We start from the raw sequence: 22,628 nt of genomic DNA, 5'->3' as shown, positions 1-22,628 counted from the left end.
GGCCCGGGTCGCCGGACGGGCCTACGCGGCCTTCGGCACCTCGTTGTAGTTCTCCGCGACCTCCTGGCCGGAGAGCCGCTGGATCGCCGCCATCACCTCGTCGGTCACCTGTCGACGGGCCTTCAGCGAGCGGGCCTGCCCGTGCAGCTCGTCGAAGTGCAGCGGCTCGCCGAAACGGACCGTCACCTTCCTGAGCCGCGGCAGCCGCTTGCCGACCGGCAGGATGTGCTCCGGCCCCTCCAGCGCCACCGGCACCACGGGGACGCCGGCGGTGAGGGCCAGCCAGGCGACGCCCGTCTTGCCCCGGTAGAGCCGCCCGTCGAGCGAGCGGGTGCCCTCCGGGTAGATGCCGAAGGCCTTGCCGTCCTCGAGGATCTCCAGCGCGGACTCCAGCGAGGCCTGGGCGGAGCGGTAGGTGCCGCGCTCCACCGGCACCGCGCCGATCGACTCGAAGAAGCCCTTGGAGAGCCGGCCCTTGAGCCCCGTCCCGGTGAAGTACTCGGCCTTGGCGAGGAAGTGGACCCGGCGCGGGGCGGTCAGCGGGATCACCACGCTGTCGATGAAGGACAGGTGGTTGCTGGCCAGGATGACCCCGCCCTTGCGCGGCACGTTCTCGATGCCCTCGATGGACGGGCGCCAGATGCCGCGCGAGACGGGTTTCAGCAGCAGCCTGGTGACGAGGTCGAGCATGGTCCCTCCCTGGACGAACGAACGCCCGGGAGGTGCCCGGGCCTGCAATCAGATCCGCAGACTACGACACCCACCCCCGCGCCCGTCCACTCCCGCCGACCGTGGCGCACACCACGGCCGGGTAGGGTACCGCCGTCCGCACCGAGCACAACCCGCAGTACCAGGAGGGCACGATGGAGACCACTGAGGCGATCAAGGCCATGTTCGACCGTTTCGACAAGGACGGCGACGGCAGGATCACCCCGGCCGAGTACGCGCTGGCCGCCAACGAGATGGGCGACCACGACGTCACCATCTCGATGGCCGAGGCGCTGATCAACACGATGGACACCGACCACGACGGTGTGCTGACCTTCGACGAGTTCCTGGCCGCCCGCCGGCGCTGAGCCCGCGCCGACGGGGCCGGTCGCCGTACGGCGGCACCGGCCCCGTCCGCAGCCAACCGCTCCCTACCCGCACCCGCACCGCGGGGATCCGCCGGGCCGAGGCGTTCGCCGCGGGGCCGGGACGTCGCCCGTGCGTCAGGACCCGGCTCCCGGGTCAGGAGCCGGCTCTCGCACCGGACCCGGTTCCGGCGTCAGGACGGCACCGGGAAGACCCGGCGCACCACCCGCTCCGAGGCCCCGCCGTCGTCCCACGGGCAGAACCGGGCCCGGAACCGCGCCCGCGCGGCCGGCTCCGGATCGCCGGCCAGCAGCGCCTTCACCAGCCCCTCCGGATCCACCGTGACGGCCCCCGGCGGTTCGGCGAACAGGTCGAAGTAGACGCCGCGCACCCGCTGGTACTCCTCCCAGTCGGGCGCGAAGACCACGACCGGACGGTCCAGCACGGCGTAGTCGAACATCATCGACGAGTAGTCCGTCACCAGCACGTCCGCCGCGAGGTAGAGGTCCTCCACCGTGGGGTGCGCCGAGACGTCCACGATCTCCGCCGAGCCCTCGTCCGCCGCGAGGTCCCCCGGGCCGCCGGTGTGGAAGTAGTGGGTGCGCACCAGCAGCGTGTAGTGCGGGCCCAGCCGCCGGGCCAGCTCCCGCACGTCCACCAGCGGGACGTACCCGCCCTGGTCGCCGCGGTGGGTCGGGGCGTACAGCACGGCGGTGCCGCCGGGCCGCAGCCCGAACCGCTCGCGCATGGCGCGCACCTCGTCCCGGGTGGCGTTGGCCAGCCGGTCGTTGCGCGGGTACCCGGTGTCCAGCATCTCGTACCGGCCGGGGAAGGCGCGGGCGAAGTGCTCGCTGGTGTGCGGGTTGGAGGAGACCAGGAAGTCCCAGCGGTCGATCGCCTCCCGGAGCCGGTCGAAGTCCATCCCGCCGGCCGCCTCGGGGCGGTCCCGCAGGTCCATGCCCATGGCCTTGAGGGGGGTGCCGTGCTGGGTCTGGACGTGCACCGTGCCCGGCCGCTTCGCCATCGTGCGCGGGAAGTTGACGTTGTTCACGAAGTACTTGGCGGTCGCCATCACCTTGAGGTAGGCGGGTGTGTTGACGATCACGTACGGCACCCCGGGCGGCATGGTGGCGGCCTGCTTGCGGTTCTCCACCACCCACACGCCCCGGACCTGCGGTGCCAGCTCCCTGGCCTTCTCGTAGATCGCCGCCGGGCTGCACGCGTAGCCGCGGTGCCAGTAGGCCGCGTAGACGGCCAGGTTCTCGTCCAGCGGCAGCTGGCGGAAGGCGTTGTACGCGGTGAACCGGGCGCTGCTGCGCACGCCCTTCTTCACCGCCGGGGCCACCGCGCGCGCCCCGCGCTTGAGTTCCCGAGGCAGGCGGCCGGTGCGCCGCAGCTCGGCGTACGCGATCCGGGCACCGCGGGCGGCCAGCCGGTACTGCACGCCGCGCACGCCGCCAGGGAACTGGTAGCCGTCGGGGCGGTGGCGGGCGAAGTGCTGGGTGATCCGGCGGAAGAACTCCTTGCGCCGGTCGACGGGGACGAGCCCGGGGCTGTCGTAGACGTTCAGGGCCTGCCGGACGGTCCGGTCGAAGACCAGGGTGCGCAGCGAGGCCGGGACGGGCTCCCCGGGGCGGTCCGGGCGGTCCAGGAAGGCGAAGATCGCCTCGTACTGGGCGAAGACGTCGGCGTGCCGGGGGGAGGCGGTCGCGGTGATCGCGCCCTCCCGGCCGCGCCGGTAGACGTAGCAGGGCCGGTCCAGGTAGCGCAGCCGCCCGGCCGCCAGCAGTGCGGGGTAGGTGACCGAGATGTCCTCGTAGTAGCCGCGGCCGAAGGAGACGCCGAGGCCCTCCAGGTAGGCGCGGCGGAACACCTTGTTCCAGACCGACATCACGGTGTTGAACAGCGCCGGGTGCTCGGCCAGGGTGCAGCCGTCGACCAGCGGGGAGCCCAGCAGCACGTGGCGCCACGGGTTGGGCTCGGTCCCGCCGTCGGGGTACACGTGGGTGAAGTCGGTGATCAGGACGTCGGCGGGGGTCTCGCGGCGCTGCTCCTGGCGCAGCTCGTCCAGGACGACGCTGACGGTGCGCTCGGGCAGCCGGTCGTCGCTGTCCACGAACCAGACGTACTCGCCGCGCACGTGCGGCAGTGCGGCGGTGCGGGCGCCGCCGAGGCCCTGGTTCTCGGTGAGGTGCAGGACCCGCAGCCGGGGGTCGCGGGCGGCGTACTCGTCCAGGATCGCGCCGCAGCCGTCGGGGGAGCGGTCGTCGACCGCGATCACCTCGAAGCGGGACTCCGCGGCGGGGGTGTCGCCGAGGATCGAGTCGAGGCAGTGCGGGAGGAACCGCTCCACGCCGTGGACCGGGAGCACGATGCTGAGGAGGAGGGACACGCTGGCCGAGTCTACCGACCGGCGCGGCGCGACCTGCGGGGACGTCCGGTCGGCCGGATCGGGGCGGGTGGACGGGCCCCTGGCCCCGGAGCCGCCGGTGCCGGGCCCCTGGCGGGGCGGCACCGGCAGCCTGGTGGCGGCCCGGCCGACCCTCTACGGCCGGCCGCCGGTCCGGGCACCTGGCGAGCCTGGCCGCCGCAGCGTCGAGGCGGCCGGGCAGTGGCTCGCAGGAGCCGGAGTTCTTCACCACTCGAACGCGCGATCGGTGCGGTGCGGGCACCTGCGCGTTCTCAGAGATATTGCTTGGAGGAATCCCGGGAGTCAATCCCTCGAATGTGTTCACTTCATGAAGTCGGGGGGATCTGTCGACCGGTCTCCATGTCGACCTCCGGGGGGTTGTCCCCTTTATATGTGCCGCGCGTCGTTCCCGCCGTCGCCTCCGCCGTCCTCCCTCTCGCGGCCCCGCCGTCCTCCCCCTCGGTCGTTCCCTCGGTCGTTCCCTCGTCGGCGACGGCCGGGTGCGCCCGGCGCACTCGGCGCACTCGGCCGGACCGGGCGCCGGGCCAGTGCCTCCGGACACCGGTGACGAACGGCTGGTCGTGCACCATCATTGATGCCTAGTCGTGACCGGCCGGGTAGCCCCTGGTGCATCGTCAGTTGACGCCGCACGGTACGGTGGCACAACACCAGGGACGGTTGCGCGAAGGCCGTCCATCGCGGATAGTCTTCGCCTCTGGCCCTGGCGCCTCGTAGGGGTGGGAAGAACTGATGGAACACATGCAAGTGCGGACTCGGCCCCGTGTGCCGGCGATCCAGTGCGGTGTCGGCACGACCGGCCGCCGGATCGAGCGACACCTGGCCGTGCTCGGCGCGCCCGCGCTCCCGGCGGTGGACACCGCCGAGGCGCTCGGGCTGATAAGGGAGCTGACCCCGCGCGGCGCGGACGCTCCGGCGACCCGGCGCCGCCACGTGCGGGTCTCGCTGCTGTCGCCGCTGCGGCGGCTGCGCCGCAGCCTCTTCGGCGGACGCGGCTAGGGCCTCCGGGCCCTGGCCCGGGAATCCCGGCCGGGGGGCCTCGGCCCGCCGCGCACACCGGGATCCCGACCCGACGGACCACCAGGACCGTCGGGTCTTCGGCGTACCCGGGGAGTGCGCGGGGCCGGCCACGGCCCGGGCACCGCCCCAGAGCGCCCCGTCTGGTCTAAACCTCTCACCCTACGCCCGCGTGCCGGCCCGGCGAGCGGAGTCGGCGAGGTACTGCGCGGGCACGGGCCCGGTGGGTGAGGATGGCGCCATGGCGGACAACACCCACTCCACCCCCACCAGCCCCTTCCAGACCACCACCTTCGAGATCACCACGGGCAGCCGCGAGGTCGCGCTCGACATCACCGACCGCTGCACCGGGTTCCTCACCGAGCGGGCCGCCGGCCGCGACGGCCTGCTCAACGTCTTCGTCCCGCACGCCACCGCGGGGATTGCCGTCCTGGAGACGGGCTCCGGCAGCGACGAGGACTTCCTCGCCGTCCTGCGCGAGCTACTCCCCGCCGACGACCGCTGGCGCCACCGCCACGGCAGCCCCGGACACGGACGGGACCACGTCGTCCCCGGCCTGGTCGCCCCGCACGCCACGCTGCCGGTGATCGGGGGCCAACTGGCGCTCGGCATCTGGCAGTCCGTGGTGCTGATCGACACCAACGGGGACAACCCGCGCCGAACCGTCCGGCTCTCCTTCCTCGGCTGAGCGGCCGACCGGACCGGACCTGGCCGGACCTGGCCAGTCCGGCACGGCACGGCACCGCGCCACGCCGGGCCGTGCCGTGCCGCGCCGTGCCTGGGCGGGGCGGTGGGCGAACGCTCCGGTCGGCGCGAGCGCGTCTTGCCGGCCCATATCCGCCGGCCCGCGTCCGCCGGCTCGGGCCCGTCGGCCGGGGCTCGCCGCCCCGCGCGCGGTCAGCCGTGCGCGGCGGGGTCCGCGACCGCGGCGGCCACCGCGGCGAGGTAGCGCTCGATCGCCAGGTACTGGCAGAGCTGCGCCACCGGTCGCCCCAGCCGCGCGTACCAGGCGCTCAGCCGGGAGAACGCGGCCACCTCGAACCACACCGCTCCGTCGGCGTCCATCGACACCAGGAACGCCTCCTCGCCGCACTCCGGGTGCCCGGGCAGCGTGCCGTAGGCGAAGCCGATCCGGTCCGGCCGGTCCACCGTCCACACCACCCGGCAGGGGATGACCAGCCGCGGCCACCGCCCGCCCGGCAGGCTCAGCCGCAACAGGACCGTCGCCCCCTCCTCGGCCGGCGCGTGCGGGTACACGGCGAACCCGGTGCCCAGCTGGCTGCCCCAGCCGAGCACGTACCGCCCGGCCCGGGCCAGCACCTGCGGCCCGTGGCCGAGGTGCACCCGGCGCCGCAGGTGCGCGTAGCCGGCCGGCAGGGGGCCGCCCCGGGTGGCGCCCACCTCGGGGTAGGAGGGGGCGGCGGCGCGGGCCGCGAGCAGGCGGTGGTGGAGGTCGGCGGGCATGCGGCCCACCGTAGCCGGGGGCGGCGCGGGCCCCCTCGGCGGGCCGGGGAAGGGGCCGGGGCCAGGTCTGGGGACCGGTGCCGGGGAGGGGGCCGGGCCGGGGCCCCGGGGCCTGCGTGGCTCCCGCCTTGCGGAGGGCACCGCCCGCGCAGTAGGAAGGCGGCATGAGCGACGGCACGAGGGACGAGGACACGACGGTCTGCGGGCTCGCCCCGGAGACCGGGGCCGGGGCCGCGCTGGCGCCCGCCCCGGCGCAGGCCGGGCCGCGGGCCGACTGCGTCCTGTGCGGGGAGCCGACCGAACTGCCCGCCGACCACCCGGGCAGCACCCTCTGCCCGGTCTGCGCCTGGCAGCAGGCGCAGCGGATCGCCTGCTCGGGCTGACGCCCGGCGGGCTCAGGCGTCCTCCCTCCCGGCCAGGGCCAGGGTGGAGCCGTGCCGCCCCTTGCGCACCAGCAGCTGCGCCGGGATCCGGCTGCGCAGGTCGGCGACGTGGCTGACGATGCCGACCGCGCGGTCCCGCTCGCGCAGGCCGTCGAGGACGTCCATCACCTCCTCCAGGGACTGCTCGTCGAGCGTGCCGAAGCCCTCGTCGATGAACAGGGTGTCCAGCGGCATGCCGCCGGCCTCGTCGGTGACCACGTCGGCCAGGCCGAGGGCGAGCGCGAGGGAGGCGAAGAAGCCCTCGCCCCCGGAGAGCGTCGCGGTGTCGCGCTCGGTGCCCGTCCAGGCGTCCACCACCCGCAGGGCCAGGCCCGAGCGCTTGTTGCCGCTGCCCCGGTCGTCGCTGTGCACCAGGGTGTACCGGCCGCCGGACATCCGCACCAGGCGGTCGCTCGCCGCCGCCGCGACCTGCTCCAGCCGGGCCGCCAGCACGTACGACTCCAGGCGCATCCGCAGCCGGTTCTCGGTGGAGGTGCCGGCGGCCAGCGCGGCCAGCCGGTTGATCCGCCCGTACCGCTCCAGCGCCGGCGCCAACCCGGCGGCCAGCTCGCCAAGCTGCCGGCCGATCGCGGCCAGTGCCGCGCAGCGCTCACCGGCCGCCGCCCGGGCGGCGTGCGCCCGGCCCAGCCGGTCGGTGGCGGCAGCGAGCGCGGCCGCCGCGGCCGGCAGGTCCACCGGCGGGCGGGCCGCGGCCTCGGCCAGTTCCGGCAGCGCCAGCTCGCGCCGCACGGCGGCCGACTCCGCGCGGTGCCGCTCGACCCGCGCCTCCAACCGCTCGCGCTCCGGGCGGGGCAGCAGCACCGCCAGGGCCTCTCCGGCGTTCGGGAAGCCGGCCGCGGCGGCGGCCCTGGTCAGCTCCTCCTCCGCGTCGCCCAACCGGGCCAGGGCCCGGTCACGGGCGGCGGCGGCCCCGGCCACCGCGGCGACCAGCTCGACCAGCCGCTCCAGCTCCGCCGCCCGGTCGGCGACCGAGGCGGCCTCGCCGCGGGCGGCGGACACCAGCGCGGTGAGCTCCCGCCGCTCCAGGTCGAGCGCCTGGAGGCGGTCGGTGCGCACGGCGCCGCGCTCGCGGGCCTCGCGCACCTCGGCGAGTCGGCGGGTCTGGTCCGCCGACAGCCGGGCGACCTCCTGCTCGACCCGGCCGAGCGCCTCCGCCGCGTGCAGCGCCTCGTGGTGCTCGCGGGCCAGCTCGTCGAGAGCTCGCGCCAGCGCGTCCACGGCCTCCGGCCCGGCCGCCCCGGCCGCGGTGGCCTCGCGGACCCGCAGCGCGGTGAGCGCCTGGTCGGCCGCCGTCCAGGCCTGCTCGGCGACGGCCTGGGCCCGCTGTGCCCGTTCCTCGTCGCCCGCGGCGACCAGGGCCCCGGCGGCCTCGGCCGGTGCCGGGTGCTCGGGCGATCCGCAGACCCGGCAGGCCTCGCCCGCCCGCAGCTGCTCGGCCAGCTCGGCCGCCATTCCGGTCAGACGGCGTTCGCGCAGGCTCAGGCAGTGCTCGCGGGCGTCCAGCGCAGCCGTGCGCAGCGCGCTCACCCGCGGTTCCTCGGCGGCGATCCGGGCCCGCAGCCCGTCGCGCTCCCGGGCGGCGTCCAGCCGGGCTGCCGACTCGGCGCGCTGCCCGTCCAGCTGCTCCACCCGCAGGCCCGCGGCCCGGGCCTCGGACTGCTGAGCCCGGAGGCCGTCGAGCCGCTCGTCGTACTCCGCCAGCCAGTCCTCGGCCTCCTCGGCGAGCTCCTCGGCCCGCCGGCGTTCCTCGTCCAGGAGCCGCTGCTCGCGGGCGAGTTCGGCGCAGCGCCGCTCCTGCGTCCGGGCCGTCTCCAGCCGGACCAGCTCCGCGCGCAGGCGCCGTTCGGCCTCGGCCAGGGCCGCCGCGGGGGCCTCGGCCAGGGCCGGGCCCGCCTCCTCGCCGCCCGCACCGGCCTCCTCCGCGCCGACCTCACCGGCACCGCGGCCCCCGCCGACCGGGACGCGGGCGTCCGCGTCCGGCCGGGCCAGCGCCGCGCGGTGCCGGCGCTCGTCCTCCCGGGCCCGCCCGAGGGCGTCGGCCGCGCCCTCGCGCAGCCGCAGCGCGGACTCCACCCCGACGGCCGCCTGCGCCGCCGCCAGCCGCCGGCCGTCCGCGGCCGCCTCGGCCTCCGCTGCGGCCAGCCGGTCGGCCCGCCGCAGCGCCTCCCGGTGGCGGTCCTGGCGGCCGGCCAGCTCCTCGGCCTCCCCGCGATCGGCCTGGGCCGCCCGCTGCGCGGCCTCGGCACCCTCGAACGCCGCCTCGGCGACCGCGAGCTGCTCGGCCGCTCCGCCGCGCAGCACGGCCGCCCAGCCGAGCACCCCGGCGGTCAGGTCCGCGGCGTCCTCCTCGGCGGGAACCCAGTCCGCGGCGGGCTCGGCATCCGGGCCGGCCGCCTGCTCGGCCTTGCTGGCGAGGTCCCGCAGCCGGCGCCGACCGGCCTGGACGGCGGCCTCCTGGGCCCGGCGCTGCTCCGCGAGCCACGCCTCGACCTGCTGGAAGCGCTCGGTGTCGAAGAGCCGCCGGAGCAGCTTGCCGCGCTCCTCCGAATCGGCCTTGAGGAAGCGGGCGAAGTCGCCCTGCGGCAGCAGCACCACCTGGCAGAACTGCTCCCGGTTCATGCCGATCAGCCGGTGGATCTCCTCGCCGGCCTCCTGGTGGGACTTGCTGACCGCCCGCCAGCCGGGCGTGCCGTCGCCCGCGTCCGCGGCCCACTCCCGCAGCAGGGTCTGCGGGCGCTCGACCGTGGTGCCGGTGCCGACCTTCTTCGGGCGGCGCTGCTCGGGCAGCCGGGTGATCTGCAGCCGCCGCCCGCCGAGCGTCAGCTCCAGCCGGACCTCGGTCAGCCGGCGCGGGTCGGCGTGGTCGCTGCGCAGCCGGTTGGCGCGGCGGGTGCCGGGCACGTCCCCGTACAGGGCGAAGCAGACGGCGTCCAGCACGCTGCTCTTGCCCGCGCCCGTCGCCCCGCGCAGCAGGAACAGGCCGCCGGCGGCGAGCGCGTCGAAGTCGACCGTCTCGCTGCCCGCGAACGGGCCGAAGGCGGTCACGGTGAGCCGGTGCAGCCTCATCGGGGCAGGTCCGCCTTCCGGTCGGTGTTCTCCCGGACGCTCTCGAACCCGGTGCGCAGCCAGTCCAGCTCATCGCCGTCCGGCTCCGCGCCGGGGCGCACGTGCCGCAGGAAGCCCTCTGCGACCTCCAGGTCGGCGCGGCCGCTGACCCGGGCCGCGTAGGAGCGCGTTGGCTCCGCGTCGGCGTCCTCCGGGTCGAAGAGCAGCTGCAGGGTGTGCGGGAAGCGGCGGCGCAGCTTCTCCATCGGCTCGCTCGGGCGGGCCGCGTCGGTGAGGGTGGCCTGCACCCAGGACTGCTCGTGGGGCGCGTACGCCTCGTCGGTGAGCAGCGCGTCGAGACCGTCGCGCAGGGTGACCAGCGGGCGCGGCTGCGGGCAGTCGACCCGCTCCGCGGCGACCGACCCGTCGGCGGCGAGGTCGACCAGCCACATGGTCTTGCGCTGGTTCGCCTCGGAGAAGGAGTAGGCGAGCGGGGAGCCGCTGTACCGCAGGTGCGGGGCGAGGGTCTGACAGCCGTGCAGGTGGCCGAGCGCCGCGTAGTGCACGCCGTCGAAGACCGCGGCCGGCACCGAGGCGACCCCGCCGACCGCGATGTCCCGCTCGCTGTCGCTCGCCGTGCCGCCGGTCACGAAGGCGTGCGCGAGCACCACCGCGCGGGTGCCCGCCGGGCGGGCCGCCAGATCGGCCCGGACCTCGTCCATCGCCGCGCCGAGCACCGCCGCGTGCCCGCCGCGCTCCAGCCCGAACCGCTCGCGCACCAGCGTCGGCTCCAGGTACGGCAGGCCGTAGACCGCCACCGGGCCGTGCTCGTCCGCCAGCAGCACCGGGACGGCGCACTCTCCCGGGTCGGTGCGCAGGTGCACGCCGGCCCGGCCGATCAGCCCGGCGCCGACGCCCAGCCGGCGGGCCGAGTCGTGGTTGCCGCTGATGAACACCGTCGGCACGCCCAGCCCGGCCAGCCGGTGCAGCACGTCGTCGAACAGCGCGACCGCGTCCAGCGCGGGCAGCGCCCGGTCGTACACGTCCCCGGCGACCAGCACGGCGTCCACGCGCTGCTCCCGGACCACGTCCACCAGGTGGTCCAGGAAGGCGCGCTGGGCGTCGTGCAGGCTCTCCCGGTGGAAGGAGCGGCCGAGGTGCCAGTCGGAGGTATGCAGCAGTCGCATGGTCCCCGACCCTAACGTCCGGCACCGACAATCCCGTCCGGACCAGTCGCCCCGTCCGTCCCGGCGGGCGGGTCCGGGACGGCGCCGGACCCTGCGGTGGGGCGCCCCGGCCCGCCCCTCCGATCACTCGGGGTGGATTGTCAGTGGCTCTGTGTATGTTCCCTGGTGTCGGCGGCTCCGGGTCGGGGCGGCCGGCGGTGTCCGTCGTCGGGTGTGCGGGGTGGGAGGAACCATGCGGGTGTGGTCGTCGGAAGGTGTGGGCTCCGGTGGCTCCGGAGCGGTCGCGGCCGCCGGGAGGTCCGGGGCGGAAGGCGGGTCCGGGGCGGCCGGCGGGTTCGGGCGGTCCCGGGTGCGCCGGAGGGCGCTGGTGCGCGCCGGGCGCGGGCCGGCGCCCGGCGAGGGCGGCGGCGGGGGAGGACCCGGCGGGGCGCGGCCGCCGCGGGGGGACGGGCCGCCCGGCGGCGGTGCGGGAGGCGGCGCCGCGTCCGGTCGGCGGGGCGGGCGGGTCCGGGGCGGAGCCCCGCCGCCGGAGCCGGTGGCGGTCGCGCTGGCGGCGGCGGCCGCCGACTTCGCGGCCCTGGCGCGCCACGGGCTGTTCGGGCGGCTCGCGCACCCGGAGTACCTGCGGCGGGTGGAGTCGCACCTGCGCGCGCTGCACCGTCGGGGCCTGGAGGTGCACCTCAGGGTCCTGGAGGCGGGGGACTACGAGGACTACTGCGCGGCGCTCGGCCTCGATCCCCGGGCGCCCGCCACCCGGGTCGCCTACGCGGCCGATCCGGAGCTGGCCGGCGAGCCCTTCGTCTACGCCGGGCAGCGGCTGGCCGGGCTGCTCCCGGTGCTGCTGGACGACCACCGGGCCCGGGTGCGGATGTCCGTCGCCGGGGTCGCGCTGCTCCAGGCCGTCGGTGACGACGAGGACGGGCGGCGCAGGCTGGCGGCGGTCATGGGGTACGTGACGGCGGTCTACCTCGCGCTGGCCGCGGGCGCGGGGGAGGGCGGCCACCTGCTGACCCTGCGCTGCCACGGCCCTGAGGACGGCGAGCAGCTCACTTCGGCGGTGGACCTCCGCGTCCGGGCGGGGAGCCTCCGTCCCGAGGGGCGGGACACCGAGGCGTTCTGCGTCACGCTGGCGGCGGGCGTGGCCGGCGGCGGCACGGGGGCGCTGCTGCTGCACGGCGATCCGGCCGCGCCCGGCGGTGCGCTGGTGCGCGGTTGGGCGCTGGCCGGCGGGCGGTTGCGGCCGATGACGGTCCACGAGGTGTTCGACGAGCTGGCCGACGACGCGGCGCGCGGTCTGCCGTTCCCGCCGGGGGTGGTCCCCCGACCGGGGTTCCCGGTGCCCGGATTCCCGGGCGAGGGGGAGGGGGGTGGGTCGCGGGGGTGACGTCGCCGGGGTGATCAGGGGGTTTCCGGGCGCCGCATCCTCCATGCGGCGCTGGGGACTGTTCATCGACCGCCTGTTCGGGGAAGATTCGGAGAAGATCAACAGCAGGAGCGTGTGGTGCCCCCACGCCGACGCTCCGGCCGCTCCGCTCCGTACCGTGCTCCGCAGGTCCGCCCCGCGCACCGCCGGTCCGGCGAGCCCGACACCGAGAGGGGGACGCATGAGCCGGATCGAGTACAGCGCGGAGATCGCCGAGCTGCTCGGCAGGGTGCGCCGGCGTCCCACCGCGGGGTGGCCCTGGCGCCCGGGCGAGCAGGTGCCCGGTGACCTGCCGGTGAAGCAGTCCTGGGGGTGGCTGTTCGCCCCGGACGGCCGGGTGCTGACCTTGGTCAACCCCCGGGACGGGATCTGCTCGCTGCCCGGCGGCTCGCTGGAGCCGGAGGACGCCGGCGATCCGGCCCGCGCCCTCGCGCGGGAGGCGGCCGAGGAGGCCCAGGCGGTGATCGGCAGACCGTACTACCTGGGCTACCTCTACGACCGGGTGGGCTCGGCGAACGGCGGGCACGAATGCGCGCGGGTCCGGATGGCGGCGCCGCTGCGGGCGGTCGGCCCGAGCGTGGCCGACCCGGCCTCCGGGCGGCACTACCGCCGGCTGCTGGTCGCGCCCGGGCTCGCCGTCGAGCTGCTCGGCTGGGGTGCGCCGGGGCTACGGCAGGCCCGGGCGGCCGTGGCCACCGCGGCGCACCGCCTCGGCGTGCCCGTCGCCGCGAACGAGACGATCGAGGAGCTTCCGGTGGGGGGCTGCACCGTCTTCCCCGGTCCCGCCTACCCGGGCCTCGACCAGGGCCCCGCCGAGCCGGGTGCCCCTCGCCCCGAGGACCGTCACCCGGCCGACAGCTGATCGTGGGCCGACGGACGGCCTCCGGCCGACGGCTGGTCCGCGGTCGCCGGCCTGCCCTCGGCCGACGGGTGGCGCTCGGGGAAGGCTGATCCCGGGTCGAGGGCCGGTCCCCGGCTGACGGCTGGTGCCCGGTCCGCCCGCCGCCGCGTCGAGCCGGGTGGCGGCCGTCTGATCACCGGCCGGCCGCCACTCGACCGGCGACCGCTCCACCGTCGGGGCGCTTCACCGGCCGCCGCTCCACCGTCGGGCGCGCCCGGTCGGGCACCCCCCGGCCGCCTCCCGACCGCCCTTTCGACTGACCGCCGACTGACCACTCGCTGACCGTTCGGCCGACCACTCTCTACGCGCGATGACCGACGCCCGTCGGCATTGGCCGCCTTGACCAGCGTCAACTCACGCACTGTGGGCCGGGGTTCACTTCTGCGTTGTCAGACGGTCCGTCAATATCCTTGGCATGAGCGCTTCCCGGTTCACCTACCTCCTGGTATTCCTTCTGTGACCAATGCCACATCAGGAGGTGTCATGCTCCGTCCAGCTCGTGCACTGTCCGTTGCCGCGATAGCGGCTCTCCTCACTCTGACCACGCTCTTCACCGCGTCGTCCGCCAACGCGGCGGGGGTCAACTACGTCGCGCTCGGGGACTCCTACTCCGCCGGCGTCGGCGCCGGCAGCTACCTGAGCGACAGCGGTAACTGCAAGCGGAGCACCAACTCGTACGCGTACCTGTGGAAGAACGCGCACGCGCCGTCATCCTTCTCGTTCGTCGCCTGTTCGGGTGCCAGAACCGGCGACATCCTCAACAACCAGATCTCCGCCCTGAGCTCCGGCACCACGCTGGTCAGCATCTCGGTCGGCGGCAACGACGCCGGGTTCGCCGACACGATGAAGACCTGCGTGCTGGAGTCGGACAGCTCCTGCCTCAACGCCGTCAACGCGGCCCAGAACTACGCCCGCAACACCCTGCCGGCCCAGCTGGACAAGGTGTACTCGGCGATCCACGCCAAGGCGCCCAACGCCCACGTGGTCGTGCTGGGCTACCCGCACCTCTACAAGGTCGGCGGCAGCTGCATCTTCGGCATCGGCGACACCAAGCGCGCCGCGATCAACGGCGCCGCCGACACGCTGGACGAGGTCATCGCCAAGCGGGTCGCCAACGCCGGTTTCACCTTCGGTGACGTGCGCAGCGCGTTCACCGAGCACGAGATCTGCGGCTCGCTGACCACCTGGCTCAACAGCACCACCCTGCCGGTCGACGAGAGCTACCACCCGAAGGCCTCCGGCCAGTCCGGTGGCTACCTCCCGGTCTTCACCCGGTCCTGACGCACAGCCCCGCTGCGCGTCGCTGACGCGGGACCGCGAGGCCGGTCCCCCGTACGCACCGGTGCCGCCGGTTGCTCCCCGAGGAGGGGCGCAGCCGGCGGCACCGGCCGTTGCTCAGGCGCCGGCCGGCCTTGTCGTCGTTCCCGTTCCCTGGCCCGGGAACGGGAGTTCCGCCTCCTGGTGCTCCTGGTGCTCCTGGTGCTCCTGGTGCTCCTGGTGCTCCTGGTGCTCCTCGTGGTCGAGGTGCGCCTCCAGCAGCTCCGCCATCCGGTCCGGTTCGGAGCGCATCCGCTCCGGATCGGTGACCTCGATCCCGGCGAGCAGGACCACCGGGCCGTCCGGCGGCTCCTCCCTGACCCGCCGGACGGCCCGGTGGTCCTCGCCGAGGCGTTCCAGCACCCCGGCCGGCTCCCGCCCGCGTGACGGCCCGGTGGTCGCCGTCGCCGGGCTGCTTCCGGACGGCGGCTGCGAACCGCCGGTCCCGCCGGGCGCCCTCGGCCGGCACGGCGACGGCCTCGAAGGAGTCGGCGCCGAGTCCGCACCGGACTGCGGGCAGGGCGACCAGACTGCGGTACCACGGGGGGTGGTCGGGTGCGCTCCGGCCGCCGCGGCGGCGACCGGGAGCAGTCCCTCCGCCTCGGTACCCGAGCGGCACGGTGCGAGGGTGCCCCGAACGGGCCCCGGCGGTGGTGGGCAGCAGCGGGCCGCCGCCCTCGAAGGGGCCGCCGACGCGGCCACGGGTGTGGGTGGGCTCTCCCGAGGGGTGGGGGAGTCACGACCACACGCGGTGCAGGGGTTCAGGGGTGCGGGGCGCACCGGCGCATCGGTGTACGGCGGCGGGAAGGAGTCGACGGACGGACGTCGACGGCCCGTGCGCGGCCGGGCCGCCGCTCCGGGGTGGGAGCGGCGGCCCGGCGGGGTGGGGCGGTGGCTCAGTGCAGGTAGTCGGCCAGGCCGGCGGGCTTGAGGCCGGCCGCGTCGGCGGCGGCCAGGGCGCGCTGGAGGTCGGTGGCGAGGGTGTCGGTCCAGTGCATCAGCACGACGTCGCCCGGCTGCAGCGTGCCGGGGTGCCAGATGTTGGAGGCGCCCCAGCTGAAGTCGGCGTCGGCGGTGAGGACGGTGCGGATGCCGCAGTTCGCGGCGGCCTGCAGGGTGTCGGCGTTCCAGGCGAAGTAGGGCGGCCGGAACACCACCGGGGCGGTGCCGAACAGGCGGGTCAGGGCGTCGCGGGCGTCGCAGATCTCGACCTGCTGCCGTTCGAGCGGGAGCGTGCTGAGGTCGGAGTGGGAGACGCTGTGGTCCTGGACGGAGGAGCCGGGCACGGCGGTGACCCGCCGGAAGAAGCCCGGGTCGGTGCCGGCGGGCATGGGCAGCGGGAAGGCGGTGATCGGCAGGCGGTGGTCGGCGATGAACCGCTCCGCCTCGGGGGTGCGCTGCCAGCCGTCGTCGACGGTGAAGAAGACGACCTTGTCGCCGGTCGGGACGGAGCCGGCGGCGACGGCCGGGGTGGGCGCCGGGCCGTCCACCCGGACGTCGTCGACGGAGAACGGCCCCTGCTGGTACCAGCCGTGGACGTAGAGGCGGACGCTGCGGGCCTTGGGGCCGGTGGTGAAGCGGGTGGTGAGCTGCTGCCAGCCGCCTGCGGTGCTCGCGGTCCAGGCGGGGGCGACGTCGCGGCCGGTGCCGGTGGCGCCCAGGTAGACGAAGGAGCCGCGGACCCAGGCCGAGGCGGTGTAGGTGGTGTCGGGCTGGACGGAGACGGTCTGTGCGCACTCGCCGGTGGAGTCGTCGCCGGCCGGGGTGACGGTGAGCGCGGAGCTCCCGGAGTGCGGGGCGGCGGTGGTGAGGGCGGCCTCGGCCGGGCCGCCGGTGCAGCTCCAGCCGGGGACGCTGCCCCAGTCGGCGAGGTCGGGGGAGGGAAGTTCGAAGCCGGGGTTGGTGGCCAGGTTGACGGTCGGGCCGCCGGTGCCCCCGGCGGCTCCGGGGGTCGCGGTGGCCACCGGGGCGGTGAGCGCGGTGAGCAGCGCGACGGAGGCGGCCAGCGCGGACAGGCGCGTGGACATCGACACGTGAGGACTCCTGCGGGGTGGGGGAGCCGCGCCCGTGGGGAGGGCGTGGCGGAATCGGGACCGTGGAACCGGGGCGCTCCCCGAGGGGCGGGAGCGGGTGGTGCGCCGCACGCGGACCGAGGAGAAACAATGGACTGGACCAATCGGCCCGTCAAGGGAACGGCGGGTGAACCGAGTGCCGCCCGCCCGGCCGCAAAGAGGACAAGACGACCCGTCAGGAGACGTACCGTGCAAGGGTGGTGGAACCGGAGGCTCACCGACCTATCGGACGTGCCGGTGAGGGAGGGGCGGCGGGCCGGATCGGGGCGGCGCTCGCGCCGGCTCAGGAGACGTACAGTTCCGCGACGTCCTCGGCGTAGTACTCGGCGATGGCCGCCCGGCGCAGTTTCAACGAGGGCGTCAGCAGGCCCTGCTCCTGGCTGAACTCCCGCGGCAGCAGCCGGAACGCGCGGATCGACTCGGCCCGCGACACCGCGGTGTTCGCCGCCGCCACCGCGCGCTGGATCTCGGTGTGCAGCTGTTCGTCGGCGAGCACCGCCCACGGGTCCAGCTGTTCCCGCCCGTGGGTCTTCAGCCAGTGCGCCAGTGCGCCGGGGTCGAGGGTGATCAGCGCGGCCACGTAGGGCCGGTCGTCGCCGACCACCAGGCACTGGGAGACCAGCGGATGCGCGGCCACCCGCTCCTCCAGCGCCGACGGGGCGAGGTTCTTGCCGCTGCTGGTGACGATCAGGTCCTTCTTGCGGCCGGTGATGGTCAGGTAGCCGTCCTCGTCCAGCCGCCCCAGGTCGCCGGTCGCGAACCAGCCGTCGACCAGGGACTCGGCCGTGCACTGCGGGTGGTTGAGGTAGCCGCCGAAGACCGAGTCGCCGTGCACCCAGACCTCGCCGTCGTCGGCGAGCGCGACCGAGCAGCCCGGCAGCGGGTGTCCGACGGTGCCCGGCTTCTGCCGGCCGATCGGGTTGGCCGTGATCGCGGCGGACGTCTCGGTCAGCCCGTACCCCTCGTAGAGCTGCAGTCCGGCGCCGGTGAAGAAGAGGCCGAGGTCCCGGCGGAGCGAGGATCCCCCGCACATCACGCTGCGCACCCGGCCGCCGAGCACGGCCCGCAGCCGCTGGTAGACGGTCCGCTCGTAGGCGAGGTGGCGCAACCTCAGCTTCGGCCCGGGGCCCGGCCCGCGGCCGAACACCTTCTGCTCCCGGGCGGCCGCCCAGTCGACGGCCACCTGCCGGGCCTGCTCGAAGAGCTCCCCGCGCCCGGCGTCCTCGGCGGCCTGCCGGGCCTGTTGGAAGATCTTCTCGAAGACGTAGGGGACGGCGTTCAGGAAGGTCGGCCGGAAGGAGGCCAGGGCGGGCAGCAGCGCGTCGGTGGAGACCTCGGGGACGTGGCCGATCCGGAGCCCGCCGCGGATCGCCGCGATCTGGACGGCCCGGCCGTAGACGTGCGCCAGCGGCAGGAACAGCAGGGTCGACGGCTGGCCGCCGCCGGTGTCCCGGAAGGCCTCGCCCCAGCCGCCGAGCAGGGCGTCGGCCTCGGCGGCCAGGTTGGCGTGGGTGATCAGGCAGCCCTTGGGGCGCCCGGTGGTGCCCGAGGTGTAGACGACGGTGGCGATGTTCCCGGCGGCGACGCCGAGGCGCTGGCGGTGCACCAGCGAGTCGGGCACGTCGCGGCCGTCCTCGACGATCGCGGCCACGCAGTCGCGGTCCAGCTGCCAGATGCCGGTGAGGTCGGGCAGCGCGTCGCAGACCGCCCCGACCGTCATCGCGGCGTCCTCGTCCTCGACCAGGCACGCGACGGCCTGGGTCTCGGCGAGGATCCAGCGCACCTGCTCGGCGGCCGCCGTCGGGTAGACCGGGACGGTGATCGCCCCGATCGACCAGAGCGCGTAGTCGAACAGCGTCCACTCGTAGCGGGTGCGGGACATCAGGGCGACCCGGTCGCCGTAGCGCACGCCGCGGGTGAGCAGGCCCTTGGCGAGGGCGAGCACCTCGTCCCGGAACTCCCGCGCGGTGACGGGCTCCCACTGCTCCGACGGGTCCGGGCTTCCGGCGGCGCCGGGACCGGCCTGGCTGCCGGGACCGCCGTAGCCGGTGCCCGGACTGCCGTAGCCGGTGCCAGGTCCGCCGTGGCCGCCGTGGCCGGCGCCGGCGGGGGGTGGCGTGCGGCGGGCGAGCTGGACGAGGTCGGGCGTGCGTTCGGCGGTGTCGTAGAGCGAGTCGGCGAGTCCTCCGGTGGCCCCGGGCCCGGCCAGGGCGGGGGTGGTGAACTCGCGCACATTCCCCCCGTTCGCGTCTCGCGTCCCGCGGCCGTACCGCCCGCGCCGTGCTCCTGCCGTGCCCGTGGTCCTGCCGTACCCGCGCCGGGCCGGGGCCCGTACCCGCACCGGGGCCGGACCCGTGCGCCACCGTCGGTGCCGTGCCGTCGGCGGTGTCACCGCCACAGCCGGTGCCGTGCCGTCAGCCGGTGCCCCGCAGGGCCCGTGCCACCGCCGGCGGCTGTCGCCGACCGGGCCGTTCGCGGGCCGTTCCGTGCCCGTGGCGCCCGGAGGGCATGGCGGTGCTGCCGGGCAGCGCAGGTGCAGCGAAACTATCGGATCGTCGTTTCGCTGCCCAGGGTTGTGACCGTGACGCGACGAGATCGGCACCGGGCCGCACGGAAAGTGTCGGGCGCGGGGAGGAGTCGTGTGCGGCCGACCACCGGGGCAAACGGGGCGTCCGGGGACGATCCGGACGGCTGGCGGCGATGATCGGGACCGCTTCCTGACGTGTCCCGGTCGAGCCGGAGAAGTGGGTGGGTTCGACCCTCGAACGAGTGGTCAGGGCGTAGTAGGCTCTCGCAGACCTGCGGCCGGGGGCCTCCCGGCCAGGCCCGATCCGACGACGCACCATCCACGCCGACCAGCACCGCGGCCCCTTCCGCACCGCACCCGACACCCGTGCAGGACCCCCGCAGGACCTGCGCACTCACGACCCCGACACCGCCCGACCGGCCCGGACCGCCCCCACGGCTCCGAGCCCCGCCCGCAACACCGGCACAGCAGCACCGCCCGTGGCCGGCTCCCGCCGCCCGGACCGCCCCACCGTTCCGAACCGCTCCCCGTCCGCGCCTGGCACTTCCCGACCGAGGACTCCATGCGTCTGCGCAGCAGCTCGATCCGCGCGAAGATCATCGCGCTGCTCCTGGTGCCCATCGTCGCCCTCACCGCCCTGTGGGTGTACGCGACCCTCGCCACCACCGGAGACGTCTGGGGCCAGCTGGAGATCACCCGTACGTACAAGGAGTTCGGGACTCCGGTCGACCAGTACGCCACCGACCTGCAGAACGAGCGGCGGGCCGCCGTCCAGCGCCTGGCCGACCCGAACTCGCGGGCCGCCAAGGACGCCTACGAGCGCGCCAAGACCGCCACCGACCACAGCCTCGACGTCCTGCGGCAGAAGATGGACGGCTCCGGGGGCAAGCTCTCCAGCGCCCAGCGCGGCCGCTTCCTGCAGATCGTCGCCGCGGCCGACCAGATGGGCCCGCTGCGCGCCCAGGTCGGCCGCTCCGCGCTCAACTGGGAGTTCGCGCTCGACCAGTACAGCGACCTGGTCAAGCCGGTGTTCGGGTTCCGCTCCGCCTACGTCGCCCGGCAGACCGGCCAACTCCCCCGCCAGGGGACGATCCTGATCGAGCTGGTGCGCGCCCGCGAGTACCTCTCCCAGGAGGACGCGGCCATGGAGGGCCTGCGCGCCGGCGTCGCCAGGCCCACCGGCGAGCAGTACCAGGTCGCGCTGGACGCCCTGCACAACCAGCAGGCCCTGTTCACCGTCTACATCGCCGAGCTCGAACCCGCCGACCAGGCCGACTACATCGCGCTGCGCGGGGGCGAGGCCTGGGCCGCGCTCGCCCGCGCCGAGGCGGACTTCGTCGGCGCCGGAGGCCCCGAACGGGTCGCCCAGGCCATCAACGGCGACTCCTGGCGGGAGACCGCCGACCGGGCGCTCGGCGACCTCGCCGCCATCAACTCCCGCATCGCCACCGGGATCGGCGACCGCGAGCGGGCCGCGGCGATCGGACTGCTCTGGCGCGGCGGCATCGCCGGTGCGATCGGCCTGGTCGCGGTCGTGCTGTCGGTGCTGATCTCCTACCGGATCGGGCGCGGCCTGGCCCGCGAACTCATCGGCCTGCGCAACTCCGCCAACGAACTCGCGGGCACCCGACTGCCCTCCGTGATGCTGCGGCTGCGCCGCGGCGAGGCGGTGGACGTCGCCGCCGAGGCCCCCGAGCTGCGGTTCGGCTCGGCCGAGATCGGGCAGGTCGGGCAGGCCTTCAACGCCGTCCAGCGGGCCGCCGTCGAGGCCGCCGTCGAACAGGCCGACCTGCGCCGCGGCGTCTCGGCCGTCTTCGTCAACCTGGCCCGGCGCAGCCAGGTCCTGCTGCACCGCCAGCTCACGCTGCTGGACACCATGGAACGCCGCACCGAGGACCCGGCGGAGCTGGAGGACCTGTTCAAGGTCGACCACCTCACCACCCGCATGCGCCGGCACGCCGAGGGCCTGATCATCCTGGCCGGCGGATCCCCGGGGCGCGCCTGGCGCAAGCCGGTCCGGATGGTGGACGTGGTCCGCGCGGCGGTCGGCGAGGTCGAGGACTACGCCCGCGTCATCGTCCGGCCCTTCCCGGGGACCGGCCTCCTCGGCAGCGCCGTCGCCGACGTCACCCACCTGATCGCCGAGCTCGTCGAGAACGCCGCGGTGTTCTCCCCGCCGACCACCCAGGTCACCGTGCAGGGCGAGGTCGTCGCGCACGGCTTCGCCCTGGAGATCGACGACCGCGGGCTCGGGCTGAGCGAGCAGCTGCTCGCCGAGATCAACGAGCGCCTGGCCGTGGAGCAGGAGTTCGACCTGGCCGATACGGACCGGCTGGGCCTGTTCGTGGTCAGCCGGCTCGCCCGGCGGCACGGCATCCGGGTCCACCTGCGCCCCTCCCCGTACGGCGGGACGACGGCCGTCGTGCTGATCCCGCGCGAGCTGCTCGCCGAAGCGCCGGACGGGCGGCCCGAGCCGCCGCAGGCCGGACAGCGGTCGGGCCCGGCCCGGCGCGGGCAGCGCGACCTGGTCGCCGTGCCCCCGCTCGCCGGGACCGGAGCGGACGCGCCGGGCGTCGCGCGCGGCACGGGCGGTGCCACCGGCACCGGCCGGGCGAGCGGCGTGAACGGCGCGGGTGGCGCGAGTGGTGCGAACGGCCTCAGCGGTGTGCCCGCGGCGCGGCCGACGGCCGTCGGTGGCGGTACCGGCGCCGGTGGTCGGCACCGGGGCGGCAGCGGCGGGCCCCGCCCGTCCCTGCCCGAGCCCGGCCGTACACCGGGCGGACTGCCTCGCCGGGCCTCGCGCACCAAGGGCGGGCCGGTCCTGGTGCCGGCACCGTCACCGTCCGGCGGCCCGGTGGCCGACGGAGAGGGCCCGCCCGGGACGGGGCGGCACCGCCGCGGGGAGGCGCCGGCCTTCGCGGACGCAGCCGTGGACGCCGTGGACGCCGTCGGTGGCGCCGACCCTGCCGGCCCTGTGGGCGTCGCCGGTACTGCCGCGGGTGCCGCCGTGGGTACCGCCGCTCCGACGGACCCGCAGCCGCAGCCCGTGCAGCGGACTCCGGGCGGGCTGCCCCGGCGCGTCCGGCAGGCCAACCTCGCGCCGCAGCTCAAGGAGCAGCTGGCCAACCGGCTCCGCGACCGTGCCGCGGCCGGCCCCGACGGCGGCGCCGCCGGCGACGGCGCGGGCAGCGGGGACGGCGAACCGGCGCGCGAGCGCTCGCCCGAGGAGGCGCGGGCCGCCTTCGCCTCGTTCCAGCGCGGCTTCACCCGCGGTCGCGGCCTCACCGCCCCCGTGGCACCGGCGAGCCCCCGGCCCGCAGCCGTCCCCGCCTGGCAGCCTCCGGACCCGTCCCGCCGGGCGATCAGCCCGGCCCCCGCGCCGATGGCGCTGCCCGCGCCGTCCGAGGCGACCCGAGCGCCGCTGGCCCGCCGGGTGCCGCCCGGCCAGCCGGTGCGCCTGAACCCGGTGAACCCGGTGAACCCGGCGCCGGAGGGGCCCGTACCGTCATCGGGACGACCCGACGCGCGGGCGCGGACCGACGGGCCCGGGCCCGGACGACCCGGCGGGCCGGAAACATCCGAACGTCCTGGAACGTCTGAATGACCGTACGACCCGTTTCACCCGCTTCACCCGCGTGACCGCTTCACCCGCACGACCGCTTCACCCGCACGACCGCTTCACCCGCACAACCGCTTCACCCGCACCACCTGCTCCAGCGGAAGGAACTGA

General features: G+C 75.9%; 16 protein-coding genes and 1 pseudogene. 8 read left to right on the top strand and 9 right to left on the bottom strand.

What is annotated here, in order from left to right:
* Positions 1–21: 21 nt before the first annotated feature.
* Positions 22–690: a lysophospholipid acyltransferase family protein gene (locus tag ACIRS1_RS01195; protein ID WP_360219658.1), complete on the bottom strand. Its 669-nt coding sequence runs from the start codon at positions 688–690 to the stop codon at positions 22–24.
* Positions 691–863: 173 nt separating this feature from the next.
* Between ACIRS1_RS01195 and ACIRS1_RS01190 the strand changes: the two genes are divergently transcribed.
* The gene (locus ACIRS1_RS01190) at positions 864–1,076 is read left to right on the top strand and encodes an EF-hand domain-containing protein (protein ID WP_360219655.1); all 213 of its coding nucleotides are present in this window, start codon (positions 864–866) and stop codon (positions 1,074–1,076) included.
* Between the two features lie 191 nt (positions 1,077–1,267).
* Here ACIRS1_RS01190 and ACIRS1_RS01185 read toward each other — a convergent pair whose 3' ends face one another.
* Positions 1,268–3,466 (bottom strand): CDP-glycerol glycerophosphotransferase family protein, encoded by a 2,199-nt coding sequence (locus tag ACIRS1_RS01185; protein ID WP_402835851.1) that lies wholly within the window; start codon positions 3,464–3,466, stop codon positions 1,268–1,270.
* A gap of 768 nt (positions 3,467–4,234) precedes the next feature.
* Between ACIRS1_RS01185 and ACIRS1_RS01180 the strand changes: the two genes are divergently transcribed.
* Complete coding sequence (locus tag ACIRS1_RS01180) at positions 4,235–4,501, top strand: hypothetical protein (RefSeq protein WP_360219649.1); 267 nt, start codon at positions 4,235–4,237, stop codon at positions 4,499–4,501.
* Positions 4,502–4,760: 259 nt separating this feature from the next.
* Positions 4,761–5,207, top strand: a complete 447-nt coding sequence (locus ACIRS1_RS01175) for a YjbQ family protein (RefSeq protein ID WP_387897202.1) — start codon at positions 4,761–4,763, stop codon at positions 5,205–5,207.
* Positions 5,208–5,416: 209 nt separating this feature from the next.
* Here the strand turns inward: ACIRS1_RS01175 and ACIRS1_RS01170 are convergent, their stop codons facing one another.
* Complete coding sequence (locus tag ACIRS1_RS01170) at positions 5,417–5,983, bottom strand: DUF1990 family protein (protein WP_402835848.1); 567 nt, start codon at positions 5,981–5,983, stop codon at positions 5,417–5,419.
* A gap of 164 nt (positions 5,984–6,147) precedes the next feature.
* Between ACIRS1_RS01170 and ACIRS1_RS01165 the strand changes: the two genes are divergently transcribed.
* A complete protein-coding gene (locus ACIRS1_RS01165) occupies positions 6,148–6,366 on the top strand; it encodes a hypothetical protein (RefSeq protein WP_387897204.1) in 219 nt (72 codons plus the stop codon).
* 12 nt (positions 6,367–6,378) lie between these two features.
* Here ACIRS1_RS01165 and ACIRS1_RS01160 read toward each other — a convergent pair whose 3' ends face one another.
* Together ACIRS1_RS01160 and ACIRS1_RS01155 are read right to left on the bottom strand one after the other, a co-directional pair.
* The gene (locus ACIRS1_RS01160; protein ID WP_402835846.1) at positions 6,379–9,492 is read right to left on the bottom strand and encodes an AAA family ATPase; all 3,114 of its coding nucleotides are present in this window, start codon (positions 9,490–9,492) and stop codon (positions 6,379–6,381) included.
* Complete coding sequence (locus ACIRS1_RS01155) at positions 9,489–10,658, bottom strand: exonuclease SbcCD subunit D (protein WP_402835844.1); 1,170 nt, start codon at positions 10,656–10,658, stop codon at positions 9,489–9,491. Before ACIRS1_RS01155 ends, ACIRS1_RS01160 begins: the two co-directional genes overlap by 4 nt.
* Positions 10,659–11,193: 535 nt before the next feature.
* Here ACIRS1_RS01155 and ACIRS1_RS01150 point away from each other — a divergent pair.
* The 3 genes from ACIRS1_RS01150 (at position 11,194) to ACIRS1_RS01140 (ending at position 14,263) form a co-directional block, all read left to right on the top strand.
* Entirely contained in the window at positions 11,194–12,042 is an 849-nt protein-coding gene (locus tag ACIRS1_RS01150) for a hypothetical protein (protein WP_402835842.1), read from the top strand.
* Positions 12,043–12,262: 220 nt separating this feature from the next.
* Positions 12,263–12,943 (top strand): hypothetical protein, encoded by a 681-nt coding sequence (locus tag ACIRS1_RS01145; RefSeq protein ID WP_402835840.1) that lies wholly within the window; start codon positions 12,263–12,265, stop codon positions 12,941–12,943.
* Between the two features lie 522 nt (positions 12,944–13,465).
* Entirely contained in the window at positions 13,466–14,263 is a 798-nt protein-coding gene (locus ACIRS1_RS01140) for an SGNH/GDSL hydrolase family protein (RefSeq protein ID WP_360219625.1), read from the top strand.
* A gap of 114 nt (positions 14,264–14,377) precedes the next feature.
* On the opposite strand, the gene ACIRS1_RS01135 is transcribed toward ACIRS1_RS01140, so the two are convergent.
* From ACIRS1_RS01135 to ACIRS1_RS01120, 4 genes and pseudogenes are all read right to left on the bottom strand, one after another.
* Positions 14,378–14,662, bottom strand: coding sequence for a hypothetical protein (locus ACIRS1_RS01135; RefSeq protein ID WP_402835838.1), 285 nt, complete (start codon positions 14,660–14,662; stop codon positions 14,378–14,380).
* A 40-nt stretch (positions 14,663–14,702) separates the two neighbouring features.
* Positions 14,703–14,993 (bottom strand): annotated as a pseudogene (locus tag ACIRS1_RS01130) (nitroreductase/quinone reductase family protein); the annotation flags it as partial.
* A gap of 202 nt (positions 14,994–15,195) precedes the next feature.
* Positions 15,196–16,326, bottom strand: a complete 1,131-nt coding sequence (locus ACIRS1_RS01125; protein WP_402836287.1) for a polysaccharide deacetylase family protein — start codon at positions 16,324–16,326, stop codon at positions 15,196–15,198.
* A gap of 328 nt (positions 16,327–16,654) precedes the next feature.
* On the bottom strand, positions 16,655–18,604 hold the full coding sequence (locus ACIRS1_RS01120; RefSeq protein ID WP_402835836.1) for an AMP-dependent synthetase/ligase: 1,950 nt from the start codon (positions 18,602–18,604) through the stop codon (positions 16,655–16,657).
* Positions 18,605–19,460: 856 nt separating this feature from the next.
* Here ACIRS1_RS01120 and ACIRS1_RS01115 point away from each other — a divergent pair.
* Positions 19,461–22,502, top strand: coding sequence for a nitrate- and nitrite sensing domain-containing protein (locus ACIRS1_RS01115; RefSeq protein WP_402835834.1), 3,042 nt, complete (start codon positions 19,461–19,463; stop codon positions 22,500–22,502).
* Positions 22,503–22,628 lie beyond the last annotated feature (126 nt).

The organism is Kitasatospora sp. NPDC101176 (genome assembly GCF_044768035.1).
Taxonomy (GTDB): domain Bacteria; phylum Actinomycetota; class Actinomycetes; order Streptomycetales; family Streptomycetaceae; genus Kitasatospora.
This window is presented reverse-complemented; position numbering and strand designations above follow the sequence as displayed.